Here is a 16,040-nt window from a genome sequence, read left to right as displayed (position 1 = left end):
AAATGAAAACCGAAACGCCTGCCGTTCAGACCGGGTAGTAGCGCAACTTGCGAACCGCCATCTCGCGCATGCGCGCCGTGGGCACATACGGCGCGCCGAGCGCCGCATGTTTGTCGCACAGGGCGACCACGCGGTCCAGCCCCAGCCAGTCGGCGTACTTGAGCGCGCCGCCCGCGTAGGCCGGAAAGCCCACGCCGAGCAGCAGCGCCATGTCGAGCTCGGCCGGCGTGGCGACCACGCCGTCTTCGAGCGCGTGCGCGGCCTCGACCACCATCGGCAGCATCATGCGTTCGACGATCTCCGCGTCGGCGAAGTCGCGCCGGCCCTGCGGCTGCAGCGTGGCGACCAGCGCATGCGCCTCGGCCGCGGCCGACTTGCGCGGGCGACCCGTGGGGTCGTTCTCGTAGCGGTAGAAGCCGGCGCCGTTCTTCTGGCCGTAGCGCTTGTTCGCCACCATCAGCTTCACGGCGTTGCGTTCGATGGCCGGCATGCGCTGGGGGTAGCCCGCGGCGATCACGTCGCCCACGTGCGCGCCCACGTCCATGCCCACCACGTCCTGCAGGTAGGCCGGGCCCATGGGCCAGCCGAAGGCTTCCATCGCGCGGTCGACCGCCTCGAAGTCGGCGCCATCGGCCACCAGCTGCACGAAGGCGTTGATGTACGGCGTGAGGATGCGGTTGACCAGGAAGCCCGGGCAGTCCTTCACCACGATGGGCGTCTTGCCCATGGCCACGGCATAGCCCACGGCGGTGGACACGGCAGCGTCGCTGGTCTTCGCGCCCTGGATCACTTCCACCAGCTGCATCACCGGCACGGGGTTGAAGAAGTGCATGCCGACAAAGTCCTCGGGCCGCGCGAGCGGCTGGGCGATGTCGTCGATGCGCAGGCTCGAGGTGTTCGAGGCGATCACGGTGCCGGGCTTCACGCTGCCTTCCAGCGCGGCCAGCACCTTGCGCTTGACCTCGAGGTTCTCGACCACGGCCTCGACCACGCAGTCCACGCTGTCGAAGCCGGCCTCGTCGAGCTGCGGCACGATCGACGCTTGAATGGCATCGGCCTTGGCCTGCGCGAGCCGGCCGTTCTTCACCTGCTTGGCGAGCTGCTTGCCGGCCTCGGCCATGCCCAGGTCGAGCTGCGGCTGCGCGATGTCCTTCATGCGCACCGGCGTACCGCGCAGCGCGCTGGTGTAGGCGATGCCGCCGCCCATGATGCCGGCGCCGAGCACGGCCGCCTGCTTCACCGGACGGCCTTCGCGCGCGTGGCGCTTGTAGAGCTTCTTGAGCGCCTGGTCGTTGAGAAAGGCTTGCACCAGCGAGGCGGCGGCCTGCGTCTTGGCGACGCGGCCGAAGGCGGCCGACTCGAGGTCGAGCGCGCCCGCGCGGTCGCGGCCGGCGGCCTCGGCCATCATTTCGAGCGCGATGAGGGCTGCGGGCTGGTGCTTGCCACTGCGCGCCGCCACCTGCGTGCGCGCGGCCTCGACCAGTGCACCGGCCTCTTGCTTCGACAGCGCCAGCGGCGCACGCTTGCGTTGCTGCGCCGCCTGCCAGTCGATCTCGCCGCGCACCGCGCGCTGCAACAGCACGAGCGCACGGTCGCGCAGGGTTTCGGGCGCGGCGACCTCGTCGGTCACGCCCGCGGCCAGCGCGGCCGGCGCCTTGGCCGGCTTGCCGCTCGCGACCCAGTCGATGGCCGTGGCCAGGCCCGCCAGGCGCGACAGCCGCACCGTGCCGCCGAAGCCGGGGAACAGGCCCAGCTTCACCTCGGGCACGCCGACCTGGGCCGTGTCGGCCATCACGCGCAGCGGCGCGAGCATCGCCAGCTCCAGCCCGCCGCCGAGCGCGAAGCCGTTGATGGCGACCACGCTGGGCACCTTCAGGTCTTCGAAGGCGTTGAACAGCTCGTTGCTGGCACGCACGCCGCGCGCAATGTCGGCCTCGGCCTGCTGGAAGGTGGCGCCGAACTCGGTGATATCGGCACCGACGATGAACACGTCTTTCGCGCTCGTCACTAGCACGCCGCGCACCTCCGGTGAGGCCGCGATGCGCTCGGTGGCCTGGCGGAACTCATCGACGGTGCGCGCGTCGAGCTTGTTGATGGCCTCGCCGCGCCGGTCGAAGCGCAGCTCCACCAGACCGTCCTGCAACGGCAGGACTTCGATACTTTCGCCTTGGAACAAAGGGGGTCTCCTCGCGGCCGGCGACACGCCAGCCTGTGGGAAAAAGTTTAGGGACGCGCCCTGCGCGCAGGCATCGTCCGAAGCGACGATTACAGGCGGCCGCGCGCCTGCAGGTAGTCGCGCACCGCCTCGGCGGCGGGGTCGCCGACCACGGCGAATTCGTCGGTGAAGAAGATCGGCGAGGCGGCCAGGTCGATGAAGCGGCGCTCGTCCGCGAGCAGCTCGGCGCTCGCGCGGCGGGCTTCTTCGCGCCTTGCACCGGTGCGCGCTTCGAGGCTGTCCCACCACAGCTCGGCCACACCGTCGAAAGGCGCGGGGCTGCCGCGCGGCACGGCCAGCGGCTGCACCAGCGCGTCGTCGAGCGTGTGCGACTGCACGTAGCGCCGCAGGCCCAGCACCTCGGCACGTTCGGCAACGAGCGGTGCATGCACGTGGCGCCAGTGGTGCTGGAACTGCGCGCGGTCCAGGTGCGGCAACCGGCGCAGGCAGAAGACGAGCTTGATCATCGGCGCACCCGGATCAGGCCTTCCTGCGCGACCGAGGCCACGAGCCGGCCGGCGCGGTCGAACAGCGCACCACGGCAGAAGCCGCGCGCATGCTCGGCCGAGGGCGAGTCGGCGTCGTACAGCAGCCAGTCGTCGCAGCGGAAGTCGCGGTGGAACCACATCGCGTGGTCCAGGCTCACGCCCTGCACACCGGGTTGCTGAAACGCCAGGCCGTGCGGCTGCATCGCCACGCCCATGAAGCTGTAGTCGGAGGCATAGGCCAGCATCGCCTGGTGCAGCAGTGGGTCGTCGGGCAGCACGTCGGCGGTGCGCAGCCAGAGCTGGCTGTGCGGCGGGCGCGGGCCGGCCGTGGCCGGGTCGCGCGGGTCGACGTAGCGGAACTCGATGGGCCCCTCGACGCGCACGCGCGGGCCGGCGCGCGGCGTGAGGTCTTCGGGCGGCGGCGCCTCGGGCATGGCGCACTGGTGCGACACGCCCGCCTCGCGCCGGTGGAACGAGGCCGACATGTGGAAGATCGGCTCGCCATGCTGGATGGCGACCACGCGCCGCGTGGTGAAGCTCGCGCCGTCGCGGATGCGGTCCACGTCGTAGACGATGGGCGCGGCCTTGTCGCCCGCGCGCAGGAAGTAGCCGTGCAGCGAATGCGCCGCATGCCCGTCGACCGTGCGGGCCGCGGCCATCAGCGCCTGACCGAGCACCTGGCCGCCGAAGACGGCGGGCGCGCCGATGTCGGTGCTGGTGCCGCGAAACAGGTTCTTCTCGAGCTGTTCGAGCTGCAGCTGCGCGACCAGCGACTGCAGCGCTTGCGCGCGGCCTGCGCTCACGCGGCGTGCCCCACGGGATAGAACAGCGTGTTCGATTGCGCGCGCTGACGCAGTGCGGCCGTGGGGCGAAAGCGCTCGCCGTGGCGCTGCGCGAGTGCATCGCAGCGCGCGACGAAGGCCGCGAGGCCGACGGTCTCGATGTATGAGAGCGTGCCGCCGGTCCAGTCGGGGTAGCCCAATGCGAGCACCGCCCCGAGGTCGGCCTCGACCGGCTGCTTCAGCACGCCTTCTTCGAGGCAACGTGCCGCTTCGATTGCGAGCAGCGACAGCAGGCGTTCGCCGACGGCGCGTGCGTCGGGCTGCGATCCAGTGGCTTGTTCCGCCGTTGCATCGGCAGCCAGCGGACTCTCGCCCAGGCCGGCCTGCCGCGCGGCATTCGCAATCAACGCAGGCGACACACCTTCACTCAACAGCGCCGCGCCTTCACTGCGGTACAGCTGCCGCAGACGTTCGACATACGCAGCATTGACCGCGCTCAAGCCGCCCTTGCGCCGCAGCGCCGCGCCCCGGTTCACGAACAGCGTGCGCATCAGGTTGCGCGCCACAGGGCCGGCCAGCAAGGGGCCGAAGCACTGCGCCTCGACCGCCAGGCCCGCGTCCATCGGCAGCTGCGTGCCTTCGTACACGGCCGACAGGATGGCCAGCGGCGCGGGCAGCTGGTCGTGCGTGTCGCGCCGCACCTGCGCCAGCGTGGCGCCGAAGCTCGCGCCCGCGTGCGGCGCCAGTGCGCCCGCGCCGCCCGGCACCTGGAAGCCTTTCACGTCCCACGGCTGCTGGCCGGCATCGGGGTGGTCGAGCACCCAGCGGCGGGCCACGGCCACGAGCTGGTCGGCCGGCGCGAGCGCATCGACCATGCCCAGCGCCAGCGCCTCGGCCGGCGCCACATGCCGGCCCGACAGCAGCAGCGGCAGCGCGCGCGCAATGCCGATGAGGCGTGGCAGTCGCTGCGTGCCGCCGCCCACCGGTAGCAGGCCGACCGTGACCTCGGGCAGCCCGACCACCGCGCGCGCTTCGTCGAGCAGCACGCGGTGATGGCAGGCCAGCGCCAGTTCGAACCCGCCGCCCAGCGCCACGCCATTGATGGCCGCCGCCACGGGCTTGCCGCAGCGCTCCAGTTCGCGCAGCGCGCGCCCGCCGGGTGCGATCGCCTCGATGGCCTCGGCCGCGCCGCCGCCCGTGGCGTGAAAGCCCACGAGGTCCTTCAGGTCGGCCCCGGCCATGAAGCCGCTGGCCTTGCCCGAGGTGATGACGGCGCCGCGCACGTCGGCGCGCTGCGCGATCTGCGCCACGGCCTCGCGCAGCGCGGCCGTGAAGCCGGGCGTGAACACGTTCATCGGCCGCTCGGGCACGTCGAGGGTGAGGAGCGCGACGCCGTCGGCATCGACCTCGAATCGGATGTGGGAAGGCATAGGAAAAAAGGAAAGGGAAGACGTGCTGCTCAGACGCGCTCGATCACCAGCGCGGTCGACTGCCCCGCCGCGGCACACAGCGTGACCAGGCCCAGGCGCGCGTCGCGCCGCTCCAGCTCGTCGAGCAGCGTGCCCGTGAGGATCGCGCCGGTCGCGCCCAGCGGATGGCCCAGCGCGATGGCGCCGCCGTTCACGTTGATGCGCGCGGGGTCGATGTCGAAGTGGCGCGCATAGCGCATCGGCACCACCGAGAAGGCCTCGTTCACTTCGAACAGGTCGATGTCGCCGATGGCCAGGCCGCAGCGCGCCAGCAGGCGCTCGGTGGCGGGCATCGGGCCGCCCAGGCTCAGCAGCGGCTCGTCGGCGCACGAGGCGCTGCCGACGATGCGCGCGCGCGGCACGAGGCCGTTGCGCGTGCCGTAGTCGCGGTTGCCCAGCAGCACCGCGCAGGCGCCGTCGACGATGCCGCTCGAATTGCCGCCCGTGTGGATCGGCGCGATGTGCGACAGCTGCGGATAGCGCTGCAGCAGGATGGCTTCGTAGCCCTGCGCGGCCACGCCGGCAAACGCTGGCTTGAGCTTGGCCAGGTCGGCCATCGTGGTGCCGGGGCGGTTGGCCTCGTCCTTCGCGAGCACGGTGCGGCCGAGTCGGTCGCGCACGGGCACGAGCGAGCGGTCGAAGCGGCCCTCGGCCTGTGCCACGGCGGCGCGGCGCTGGCTTTCGACGGCGTAGGCATCGACCGCCTCGCGGTCCACGCCGTCGAGCATGGCCATGAGGTCGGCCGCCACGCCGTTGGGGATGTAGGGGTAGCGCTGGCCCACGGCGGGGTCGGTGTAGACCGCGCCGCCGTCGCTGCCGATGGTCACGCGCGACATCGACTCCACGCCGCCGCCGATCACCGCGTCGGCCTGGCCTGAGGCCACGAGGCCGAAGCCCATCTTCAGCGTGTCGAGCGCCGAGGTGCAGAAGCGGTTGAGCTGGAAGCCCACCACGCTGTCGCCATAGCCCGCCGACAGCAGCGCGACGCGCGCGATGTCGGCGCCCTGCTCGCCCACCGGCATCACCACGCCCAGGCCCACGTCCTCGATCTGCGTGGGGTCGAGCGCATGGCGTTCGCGCAGCGCCTGCAACACCTGCGTGGCCAGCTGCACCGGCGTGATGGGGTGCAGCGCACCGTCGGCGCGCCCCTTGCCGCGCGGCGTGCGCACGTGGTCGTAGATGAAAACGTCGTCGGTCATGGGCAGGGCGCTGCCCGGGTGCGCAAGGCCACCGGATGCAGGGGAATTCAGTTTGTCTGCGGCCAGTTTAGGAAGCAGAATCGGTTGCCGGAATCGTCGGAAGCGACGGAATTTCCAGGCACTCACTCCCCCTTCGCGATGCCTGCTCCAGCCCCCGTTCCCCCTTCTTCGCTCCGGATTCTCGAGACCAAGCTGAACCCGCCGGCCTTCGTGGCCACGCAGGTGCCGCGCACCGCCATCAGCGAAGAGATCGCCGCCGCCACCGTCAAGCTCGTGCTGGTGCGCGCGCCCGCCGGCTTCGGCAAGACCACCGCCATGGCGCAGATCCGCGAGCGCATGGACGCGCAGGGCATCGCCACCGCCTGGCTCACGCTCGACCGCGCCGACAACGACGTGTCGCGCTTTCTCAACTGCCTGGCCGAGGCCGTGCAGCGCATCGGCGTGGACGAGCCCGCAAGCCACGCGCCCTTCGACGCCGTGGCCGCGCTGGCCGCGCACGACTCGCCCTTCACGCTGTTCCTCGATGACTTCGAGGTGGTGCAGGAACCCGCCGTGCTCGGCCTCGTGCGCGAGCTGGTCGAACACCTGCCGCGGCGCGGCCAGATCGTGATCGGCTCGCGCAGCCTGCCCGACCTGGGGCTGGGCCGGCTGCGCGCGCGCGGCCAGCTCATCGAGATCGACACCGACCGCCTGCGCTTCTCGCTGGAAGAAACCAGCGCCTTCATCGGCCTGCGCCAGGCGCACGCGCCGCACGCCGCCGCGCAGCCGCCGCAGGCGCTGCCGGCCGACCTGCTCTCGCAGCTGCACCGCAAGACCGAAGGCTGGGTGGCGGCCATCTGGCTGGCGTCGATGGCGCTGGAGCGGCACGGCATCGAGACCGGCTTCATCGAACGCTTCTCGGGCTCCGACCGCGCCGTGGCCGATTACCTGGCCGAGGACGTGCTCGCGCACCAGCCGCCCGAGATCCACGACTTTCTGCTGCGCACCAGCATCCTGCGCCAGCTCGACGCCTCGGTGTGCCAGGCGCTCAACCCGCGCGGCGACAGCGCCGTCATCCTCGAGCAGCTGGCCGCGGCCAACCTGTTCCTCACGCCCGTGAGCGGCGATGCCGGCGGCGAGGTGCGCGCGTGGCGCTACCACAGCCTCTTTGCCGATTTCCTGCGTGCGCAGCTGGCGCGCGAGCGGCCCGGCGAACTCGCGCGGCTGCACCTCGCAGCCTCGGGCTGGTACGAATCGCACGGCCGACCCGTGCCCGCCATCGACCACGCCATCGAAGGCGGCGACCATCCGCACGCGCTCACGCTGCTCGACAGCTACGCCGAGCAGTTCCTCGAGCAGGGCCGCATGCGCATGCTGGCACGCTGGTTCTCGGCCATTCCCGAACACCAACTGCGCGAGCATCCGTTCCTGCAACTCATCGCGCTGTGGGCCACCTGTTTCACGCACGGCCCGTGGGACGCCATGCGGCTGCTCGAACAGTCAGGCTGCCTCGACAGCCCCATTCCCGAGGTGCGCGCCAACGCCCACACGCTCATCCCGCTGCTGCTGGCCATGGAAGACCAGCACGACGCCGCCTACGAGGCCGGCCGCGAGAGCCTCGCGCGCCTGCCCACCGGCCTGGCCTTTGCCGAGGGCGTGCTGCTCAATGCCATGGCGCACATCCTCGCGGTGCGCGGCGACCAGCGCGAGGCGCAGCGCCTGCTCGAGGCCGCGCGGCGCGAGCAGGGCAACAGCACCTTCAACCGCATGTACACCGAGTCGCTCGCGGGCCTGTTCGACCTCACCGAAGGCCGGCTGCGCCAGGCCACCGCGCGGCTGCGCATGGCGGTCGATTCCACGCATGCCGTGTCGTACAACCACAGCCACGGCAACGCCTGGGCCGGCGTGCTGTACGCGGGCGCCGTGTACGAGACCAACCAGCTGGTGCAGGCCGAGCACCTGCTGAACGTGTACCTGCCGCTGGCGCGCGACGTGGGCCTGCCCGACCACATGATCCTGAGCCACGTCATGCGCTCGCGCATCGCGTTCCACGCGGGCGACATCGACGCCGCGTTCCAGGCCCTGACCGAACTCGAATACCTGGGCCACCACCGCCAGCTGCCGCGCGTGGTCGCGGGCGCCAAGCTGGAGCGCGCCCACATGCTGCTGCTGCAGGGCAACGGCCCCGCCTCGCGCGACGAGTTGCAGCGCGCCGACGACCCCGAACTGTGGGAGCGCGAGCGCCGCCAGCGCCTGCCCGCGCACGACCTCGACTACCTTGCGCTCGCGCGGGCGCGCTGGGACATCGCCTTCGGCGACGCGCGCGCGGCCCTCACCGTGCTCGACGCCGAACTGCACGCCGCCGTGGCCGCCAACCGCAACCGCCGCGCGCTCAAGCTGCGCGTGCTGCGCGCACTGGCACTGCAGCGCGCGGGCGACCTCGCCACCGCCATCGAGGAGATCGGTGCCGTGCTGCAGGCCGCGAGCCAGGAGGGCTTCGTGCGGCTGATCCTCGACGAAGGCCCGGCCGTGGGCACGCTGGTGCACCGCTATGCCGCCGCCATGCAGCAAGAAGCGGGTGCCGTGGCGCCTGTGCTGCGCAGCGACCCGATCCTGGCCGACTACCTGCAGCGGCTGCTGCAGGTGCTGGGCCCGCCGCCCTCGCCGATCGATGCCGAGACGCCCTCGGGCGACGCCACCAAGGAGCCGCTCACGCGCAAGGAGATCCGCGTGCTGCAGCTGCTGGCCGAGGGCTACTCGAACAACGCGATGGGCGAGAAGCTGTTCGTGTCCGAGAGCACGGTGCGCACGCACCTGCGCAACATCCACATGAAGCTGGGTGCGAAGCGGCGCACGGAGGCGGTGGCGATTGCGCGCAAGCTGGGTGTGATCCGCTAGCCCGAAAAAAAGGGCCCGCCCGCCGACACATGGCAGACGGGCCCCAACCCTCGCCTTTCGTCAGAACGACACGTTCAGATTCGCCTTCACCGACTGGTCGCGCGCCTTGCCGCCGAACTGCCCGCCATACGACACGCCGAAGGTCGCGCGCGGCGAGAACGCGAAGTCCATGCCGAGCTGCAGCACCGCCGCGTTCTTCGCGACCGCCACACCCGCGATGTCCGAGAAGCCCGTGGCACCCGGCAATGCGACGCTGGTGAAGGGCGTCAGGTCGCCGTAGGCGCGGCGCCAGCCGACCATGCCCTTGAGCGTGGCGTCGACATTGCCCAGGCGCACCGCGGTCGATGCGCGCAGGCCCAGTGTCGACAGGCCGACGTTCGCGCTGCTGCTGCGCGCCTGCAGCGCCGCCCACGTGCCGCGCTCCGAGAACGCGTCGGTGTGCAGCGTGACGTGTGCCAGGTTGGCGAAGGGCTCCAGTGCCACATCGCCGGCCGCCAGGCTGTAGCCCACTTCGCCGAAGACCTGCGTGGTCGATGCGTCGTGGTTGCTCTTGAGCGAATCCGCCAGGCCCGCCACGCGCGCCTGGCGTGTGGTGTCCACGTCGTGCCGCGCGTAGGCCGCGCCGGCGCGCAGGGCCCACGGGCCGAGCGTGGTGCCGCCATACAGGCCCAGGTGGTAGCTGGTGGCATCGCCCGAGGACGAGCGCGCGTCCACGTCGAACTTGCTGCGGCTGTAGCCGCCGGTCACGCCCAGGCGCGCGTTGTCGCCCACGCGGGTGTCGCCGCCCATCAGCAGGCCGTCGACCGAGCGATCGAGCCGCGCGGCGTTGCCGTCGCCGCGCGCGCGGCCGGTCGAGTACAGGGCCTGGCTCCAGAAGACGGTCTCGCCCGTGGTCGGTGCGGCCATGTGCGACTGGCCGGCGCCATCGTTGATCTTGACTGGCGCCGTGGACGCACCCGCCGTGCCGGCCGAGGCGCGCAGGCGGTCCAGCGCGGCTTCGCGCACGAAGCGGCTGTCTTCGATGAGCGCTGTCTTCGCGGAGGCATGCACTTCACCCGACAGGCTGTCGAAGGCCGTGCGCGCGGCCGGCACGCTCTCCAGCTGCAGCGCAGCGGCCAGCGCCGGGCTCCAGGCGGCCGCGCCGTCGAGGTTCACGCCCATCGCACGCTGGTTGCCCGACTGCGCGACCGACGCGAACGACACGCTGTTGCGCATGGCTTCCGTGTAGACCTGCGTCGCGGTGTAGCCCAGCCTCGGCGAGAGGAAGAGGTAGTCCTTGGCCACGCTGAAGTCGGCGAAGGTACCGCTCACGCCGCCCTCGGCGTTGAGCAGCGTGTAGCGCGTGCCGAGGTTGTAGCCGCCAAGCACGCGCACCGTGCCGCCGTCGAGCGTGGCGTGGCCGCTGACATCGAGCCGGTCGGCCTGCGCGTCGGTGCCGCTCAGTTCGGCCTCGAAGGTCGAACCCGGCGCGAAGCGTGCGTTGCCGGCCACGTGCAGCGTGCCGATGGAGTTGCCCGGCGCCACGACACCGCCGGTGGCGATGGTGGTGCTGCCAACCGTGCCGGTGCCCTGCAGGCGACCGCCCGACAACACGGCCATCTCGCCGCCCAGCGTGCCGTTGACCGACAACATGCCCTGCGCCACCGAGGTCCTGCCGGTGAAAGCGCCCGAGTCGCCGGTGAGTTCGAAGCTGCCCGCGCCCGCCTTCACGAGGCCGCCGCTGCCGCTGAAGCGGCCCGCGAACTGCGTCGAACGGTCGTTGCCGCCGGTGGTCAACGTGCCGGTGCCCACGGCCACGTCGCCCGCGCCGGCGAGCGAACCGATGGTGGCGTCGAAGCCGTTGAGGTCGAGCCTGGCCTTGCCGGCCACCGTGAACGCACTGGCGCTCGACAGGCCGGTGGCCGAGCCCGCGCGCAGCGTGCCGCCCTGGACCCAGGTCGCGCCTGCGTAGCTGTTGGCACCGCTCAGCGTGGTGACGCCTTCGCCGGTCGTGCCGCCCGTGGTGCGCAGGTCGCCCGCGCCGGTGATGTTGTAGGTGAAGTCGTAGGCGTCGCTTCGGTCGATGGCGAAGCTGGCGCCCGCGTCGATGGCCACGTGGCTGGTGATGGAACCGGTGGTGCCGCCCTCGCCCAGCGCGAGCTCACCGGCCTGAATGCGCGTGTCGCCCGAGTAGGTGTTGGTGCCCGTGAGCACCAGCCTCCCGGCGCCGGCCTTCACGAGGCTGCCGCGGTAGTCTTCGTCGGTCTTGCTGCGCAGGTGGGTCAGGCGGTCCCAGTCGACGTTGACCGTCCTCGCCTTGTCCTCGACAGCCGTCATGATTTCCTCCACCGGGATGCTCAAGGCCAACGGAAGATCGCCCCACTGGGGACTTCCCGGCCCAAAGAGATTGCGCATTAGTTCGAACACCTCGGCGCTGGATTTCGCAAGCGCATTCGCCTTCGCGGCCGCCAGGGCATCAGCGTAGTCACCGCCGGAAAGCATGGCGGCGCGCAATGCATTGAGTAATGCAATGGCCTCCTCGCCCAGAGGTTTGAAGGAGTCCAGGGCCACCGGCCCCTTCACGAGCGCACCCAGGCGCACGATCTCGGCGGCTTCTTCCTGCTTGCGCTGGATCAGCCCCGTCTCCGAGATGTCGTTGCGCCACGTGTCGGCCGTGCCGCCGGGCATGTCGATGACCGTGCGCTTGAGCAGCTGGCCGGGCCCCTTCATGGCGTTCTCGAGGTTGACGAGGCCCCAGCCGATCACCGCGTCGGGCGCCGCCTGACGCGTGCCGTCGAGCTTCGTGGCCGTGGTGAGCAGCACCTGCAACGCCTGCTCGTTGGTCATGTACGGAAAGCGCTCCATGATGATGCCCAGGGCTCCGGTGGCATGCGGCGCCGCCATCGAGGTGCCGCTGTAGGCCGCATAGGCCCCGTCGAACACCGTGCTCATGATGTTGGCACCCGGGGTGGCCACGCACCAGTACTTGGCGATGCCGCATTTGTTCAGGCTGCCGCGCTGCTGGTAGCTCTTTCCGTCTGTCTGTATGCCCGTCACCGTCAACCAGTGCCCCTCCACGTCGGGCCTGAAATACGGCAGCGCCCCGCGCGCCGCCGGATTGGCCTGCCCCTGGTTGTCGGCGGCGAACACCTGGATGACCCCTTCCTTGCCATCGGCCTGGGGCTTCGTGGCGTCGATCGCGGCATCGACCCAGGACGGCCCGCGCAGGTACTGCAGGTAGTCGGCGGTGACCGCATTCTGTGTGCTGAAATTCCGATTGCTCGGATTGCCCCAGCTGTTGTTGATGACCCGCACGCCCGCGTCGCGCATGCCCTGGTAGAGGTTGCGGAAGTTCTCGGTCGTGGCGAGGGGGTAGCTGTCCGGACTCAACCCGGCACTCGAACTCAGCGCGTCGGGCGCATTGGTGTTGCCCACGACCACGTTGGCATTGAACGCTACGCCGTGCATGTTGTTCTTGACGTCCTGCCCGTCCCGGCTGGCGCCCACGGTGCCGGCCACGTGGGTGCCGTGAAAACCGTTGCCCACGTTGTTGCTGTTGAGCACGGACCCATCCGCCGCGAACTGGCTGTATGCCCCGTTGGACGTCGCCGTCACCAGCGCCGTGAAGCGCGTGAGCGGCAATTCGCGCGTGTGGCGCACGTCGAAGCCCGAGTCGATCACGCCCAGCTTCACGCCCTTGCCGGTGAAGCCCGCCGCGTAGGCGTACTCGGTCTTCATCGCCCCGAGCCCCCAGTCGGCCAGGAACTCCTTCGTGCGCCAGCTGGCCGGGTCGCCGATCATGCCGGGGTCGCCCGGATAGGCCTGTGCGCCGGCCGCGGTGGCCAGCATCGAACCCAGCACGCACACGGCGGCGCGGGCCACGGCCCTGCGCTTGAACTTCGGTGATCTCGTCATGACGGAACGAACCCTCTCTGTCTTGGTATGGAATGAAAAGACCGTCGCCCTGCCGGTGAAGCCACGTCGTGAAGACGTCGCGCACGGGCCGGTTAACGGTCGTTAAATTCTGGAAAGAGGGGTCGTTCTTTGTGATCTCGTCGGTGCTTGTTCCGATACTTTGGAATCCTGACGCTGGAGTTTTTCCCTAGGTTGCGGCGCTTTCAGGCCGCCAGCCGCTGCCGCTTGTCCTGCGCGTCGCGCCCCGCGATGTGTTCGCGCGCGCGTTTCCAGTCCTCGTCCTGCCACTGCGACATGCGCGAGAAATTCCCGCCCGTGGCCTGGAACTGCGCGCCGTCGATGGCGATGGTCTGGCCGTTGACGTACTCCGAGCCCGGGCCGAGCAGGTAGGCCGCGAGGTTGGCCAGCTCGGGCATGCGGCCGTTGCGCTCCATCGGGTTGCGCTCGGCCTTGTGCTCGCCGCCGCCGGGGTTCAGGCGCGCGCTCATGCCCTCGGTAGGGAACAGGCCCGGCGCGATGGCGTTGAAGCGGATGCCGCGCCCGGCCCACTCGACCGCAAGCGATTGCGTCATGGCATGCAGCCCGGCCTTCGACATGGCCGAGGGCACGGTGAAGGGCGAGCCGTTCCACACCCAGGTGGTGAGGATCGACAGCACCGACGCGGCCTTGCCTTCGGCGAGCCAGCGCTTGCCGCATTCGAGCGTCATGCAGAAGCTGCCGCGAAAGACGATGCTCGAGATGGCATCGAAGGCGCGCGGCGACAGGTCTTCGGTGCGGCTCACGAAGTTGCCCGCGGCGTTGTTGACGAGGCCGTCGAGCGCTCCGCCGTCGGCCCAGATTTCATCGAGCATCTCGGTGATCTGCGTGTCGTGGCGGATGTCGCAGGTCTTGGGCGTCACGCGCCCGCCGTGCAGGTGCATCAGCTCGGCCGCGGTTTCTTCGAGCACGGGCGCGCGGCGCCCGCAGATGTAGACGTGGGCGCCGAGCAGCAGCAGCGCCTCGCTCATCACGCGGCCCAGGCCGCTGCCGCCGCCGGTCACGAGGTAGCGGCGGCCGGCCAGCAGGCCGGGCTTGAACATCAGGTCGTCGAGGGTCATGAAAATCCTTGTGTGCGGTCCGTTGAAATTCGGGATGAAGCTCAGCGCCCCGTGTAGACGGGCGCGCGCTTCTCGAGGAAGGCGGTCATGCCTTCGCGGAAATCGCGGGTCTGGGTGCACAGCACCTGGTTGCGGTCTTCCATGGCAATCACCGCTTCCATGCTGCCGGCGTCCACGGCAATGCCCAGCGCCTCCTTGGTCAGGCGCAGCGCCACGGGCGTGGCATGGAGCATGTCGTCGGCCAGCGCCTGCGCCTCGGCCTGCAATGCGGGCAGCGCATCGACGCGGCTCACGAGGCCCAGTGCGTAGGCGCGCTGCGCGTCCATGAACCGGCCGGTGAGCATGTACTCGGCCGCGACCGAGCTGCCGACCATGCGCGGCAGGAAGTAGCTCACGCCCACGTCGCAGGCCGACAGGCCGATGCGGATGAAGGCGGCGTTCATGCGCGCGTCGGGCGTGGCCAGGCGCACATCGGACGCCAGCGCGAGCGCAAAGCCGCCGCCGCTGGCCGCGCCCTGCACCACGCTGACGATGGGCTGCGGGCAGCGCCGCATGGCCAGCATGATGTCGCGGATGCCCTTCTGCTGTTCGAGCATGTCGGCCACGCCGAGGTCTTCGCCGCCCAACTGTTCCTTCAGGTCGAGCCCGGCACAGAAGGCGCGGCCCGCGCCCTGCAGCACGACCACGCGCTCGGGGCTGCGTGCGTTCAGGCCTTCGAAGTACTCGCGCAGCGCGCGCACCAGCACCGGGTCGAGCGCGTTCAGGCGCTCGGGACGGTTCAGCGTGAGCCAGGCGACCTCGCCGCGCCGCTCGACCTGCAGCACCTCATTCATGATTTTCACAGCGCGCGCGAGATCACTTCTTTCATGATCTCGTTCGTGCCGCCGTAGATGCGCTGCACGCGCCCGTCGGCGTACATGCGCGCCACCATGTACTCGGTCATGAAGCCGTAGCCGCCGAACAGCTGCAGGCATTCGTCGACCACGCGGCCCTGCGTCTCGGAGCCCCAGAGCTTGGCCATGGAGGCGGTGGCGGTGTCGAGCTTGCCGGCCACGAGGTCTTCCACGCAGCGGTCGATGAAGGCGCGGCCGACCTTGATCTGCGTGGCGATCTCGGCCAGCTTGAACTTGGTGTTCTGGAAGTCGGCGATCGGCTTGCCGAAGGCCTTGCGGTCGCGCACGTAGTCGAGCGTGGCCTGGTAGGCGCCTTCCATGGTGGCCAGCGCGTTCACGCCGATGATGGTGCGCTCGTACGGCAGGTCGCTCATGAGCTGGAAGAAGCCCTGCCCTTCCTGGCCGCCGAGCAGCGCGTCGGCCGGCACATGCACGTCGTCGAAGAAGAGCTCCGAGGTGTCCTGCGCCTTCATGCCGATCTTGTCGAGCACGCGGCCCACGCGGTAGCCCTCGCAGCCCTCGGTCTCCACGATGAGGATCGAGGTGCCCTTGGCGCCCTGCGTCGGGTCGGTCTTGGCCACGACCAGCACCACGCCCGCAAGAAAGCCGTTGGTGATGAAGGTCTTGGAGCCGCGGATGCGGTAGCTGCCGTCGGGCTGCTTCTCGGCGCGCGTGCGCACGCCCTGCAGGTCGGAGCCGGCGCCAGGCTCGGTCATGGCGATGGCACCGACCAGCTCGCCGCGCGCCATGCGCGGCAGGTAGCGTTGCTTCTGTTCCTCGGTGCCGTGGTTCAAAAAGTAGTGCGCCACGATGGTGTGCACCGAACTGGCCATGCCGCTCAGCGCGCGGCGCGCCTTCTCTTCGTAGAACACGGCCTCGTGGCGGAAGTCGCCGCCCGCGCCGCCGTAGGCCTCGGGGATGTCGGAACACAGCAGGCCGAGCGCGCCGGCCTTGCGCCAGACCTCGTGGCCGACGTGGCCGCGCTTGCGCGCCTCTTCGTCGTGGGGCACGACTTCGGTCTCGACGAAACGCACGACGTTGTCGCGGTACAGCTCCAGTTCTTCGTCGCTCCACGAGCGGCGGAAATCGATGGGCATGGGGTGTCCTTCAGTGTCTTGAAATGAGG

10 protein-coding genes are annotated in these 16,040 nt (G+C 70.3%); 1 reads left to right on the top strand and 9 read right to left on the bottom strand.

From position 1 onward, the window contains the following. Window positions 1-25 precede the first annotated feature (25 nt). The 5 genes from fadB to AC1RLW_RS26380 all read right to left on the bottom strand — a co-directional run bounded on the left by fadB (window position 26) and on the right by AC1RLW_RS26380 (window position 6,153). Window positions 26-2,176 carry a fatty acid oxidation complex subunit alpha FadB gene (gene fadB / locus AC1RLW_RS26400; protein ID WP_493195672.1) on the bottom strand — a complete coding sequence of 717 codons (2,151 nt, stop codon included), beginning with the start codon at window positions 2,174-2,176 and terminating at the stop codon, window positions 26-28. An 89-nt stretch (window positions 2,177-2,265) separates the two neighbouring features. Beyond that, the gene (locus AC1RLW_RS26395; protein WP_095947981.1) at window positions 2,266-2,682 is read right to left on the bottom strand and encodes an EthD domain-containing protein; all 417 of its coding nucleotides are present in this window, start codon (window positions 2,680-2,682) and stop codon (window positions 2,266-2,268) included. Beyond that, entirely contained in the window at window positions 2,679-3,506 is an 828-nt protein-coding gene (locus AC1RLW_RS26390) for an acyl-CoA thioesterase (protein WP_493195670.1), read from the bottom strand. Before AC1RLW_RS26390 ends, AC1RLW_RS26395 begins: the two co-directional genes overlap by 4 nt. After that, window positions 3,503-4,915, bottom strand: coding sequence for an enoyl-CoA hydratase-related protein (locus AC1RLW_RS26385; protein ID WP_493195669.1), 1,413 nt, complete (start codon window positions 4,913-4,915; stop codon window positions 3,503-3,505). The genes AC1RLW_RS26390 and AC1RLW_RS26385 overlap by 4 nt, the downstream gene beginning before the upstream one ends. A gap of 29 nt (window positions 4,916-4,944) precedes the next feature. Continuing rightward, the gene (locus AC1RLW_RS26380) at window positions 4,945-6,153 is read right to left on the bottom strand and encodes an acetyl-CoA C-acetyltransferase (RefSeq protein WP_493195668.1); all 1,209 of its coding nucleotides are present in this window, start codon (window positions 6,151-6,153) and stop codon (window positions 4,945-4,947) included. A 138-nt stretch (window positions 6,154-6,291) separates the two neighbouring features. Here AC1RLW_RS26380 and AC1RLW_RS26375 point away from each other — a divergent pair, with 138 nt between their 5' ends. Continuing rightward, complete coding sequence (locus AC1RLW_RS26375) at window positions 6,292-9,030, top strand: winged helix-turn-helix domain-containing protein (protein WP_493195667.1); 2,739 nt, start codon at window positions 6,292-6,294, stop codon at window positions 9,028-9,030. Between the two features lie 60 nt (window positions 9,031-9,090). On the opposite strand, the gene AC1RLW_RS26370 is transcribed toward AC1RLW_RS26375, so the two are convergent. The 4 genes from AC1RLW_RS26370 to AC1RLW_RS26355 all read right to left on the bottom strand — a co-directional run bounded on the left by AC1RLW_RS26370 (window position 9,091) and on the right by AC1RLW_RS26355 (window position 16,011). Continuing rightward, the gene (locus tag AC1RLW_RS26370; protein ID WP_493195665.1) at window positions 9,091-12,924 is read right to left on the bottom strand and encodes an autotransporter domain-containing protein; all 3,834 of its coding nucleotides are present in this window, start codon (window positions 12,922-12,924) and stop codon (window positions 9,091-9,093) included. Window positions 12,925-13,127: 203 nt separating this feature from the next. Next, window positions 13,128-14,021 (bottom strand): SDR family oxidoreductase, encoded by an 894-nt coding sequence (locus AC1RLW_RS26365; protein WP_095746851.1) that lies wholly within the window; start codon window positions 14,019-14,021, stop codon window positions 13,128-13,130. Window positions 14,022-14,062: 41 nt separating this feature from the next. Next, entirely contained in the window at window positions 14,063-14,854 is a 792-nt protein-coding gene (locus AC1RLW_RS26360) for an enoyl-CoA hydratase/isomerase family protein (RefSeq protein WP_493195783.1), read from the bottom strand. A gap of 5 nt (window positions 14,855-14,859) precedes the next feature. Continuing rightward, window positions 14,860-16,011 (bottom strand): acyl-CoA dehydrogenase family protein, encoded by a 1,152-nt coding sequence (locus AC1RLW_RS26355; RefSeq protein ID WP_489062587.1) that lies wholly within the window; start codon window positions 16,009-16,011, stop codon window positions 14,860-14,862. Between the last annotated feature and the right edge of the window lie 29 nt (window positions 16,012-16,040).

It is taken from the genome of Variovorax sp. GW822-FHT04A09, from assembly GCF_058801005.1.
Note: the sequence above shows the minus strand (reverse complement) of the source record. Positions and strands in the feature narration are given on the sequence as shown.

Bases quoted from the DNA above. Each gene is read 5' to 3' on its own strand.
- AC1RLW_RS26355 (WP_489062587.1), bottom strand. From the start codon at position 16,011: ATGCCCATCGATTTCCGCCGCTCGTGGAGCGACGAAGAACTGGAGCTG.
- AC1RLW_RS26385 (WP_493195669.1), bottom strand. From the start codon at position 4,915: ATGCCTTCCCACATCCGATTCGAGGTCGATGCCGACGGCGTCGCGCTC.
- AC1RLW_RS26365 (WP_095746851.1), bottom strand. From the start codon at position 14,021: ATGACCCTCGACGACCTGATGTTCAAGCCCGGCCTGCTGGCCGGCCGC.
- AC1RLW_RS26395 (WP_095947981.1), bottom strand. From the start codon at position 2,682: ATGATCAAGCTCGTCTTCTGCCTGCGCCGGTTGCCGCACCTGGACCGC.
- AC1RLW_RS26380 (WP_493195668.1), bottom strand. From the start codon at position 6,153: ATGACCGACGACGTTTTCATCTACGACCACGTGCGCACGCCGCGCGGC.
- AC1RLW_RS26375 (WP_493195667.1), top strand. From the start codon at position 6,292: ATGCCTGCTCCAGCCCCCGTTCCCCCTTCTTCGCTCCGGATTCTCGAG.
- AC1RLW_RS26360 (WP_493195783.1), bottom strand. From the start codon at position 14,854: ATGAATGAGGTGCTGCAGGTCGAGCGGCGCGGCGAGGTCGCCTGGCTC.
- AC1RLW_RS26370 (WP_493195665.1), bottom strand. From the start codon at position 12,924: ATGACGAGATCACCGAAGTTCAAGCGCAGGGCCGTGGCCCGCGCCGCC.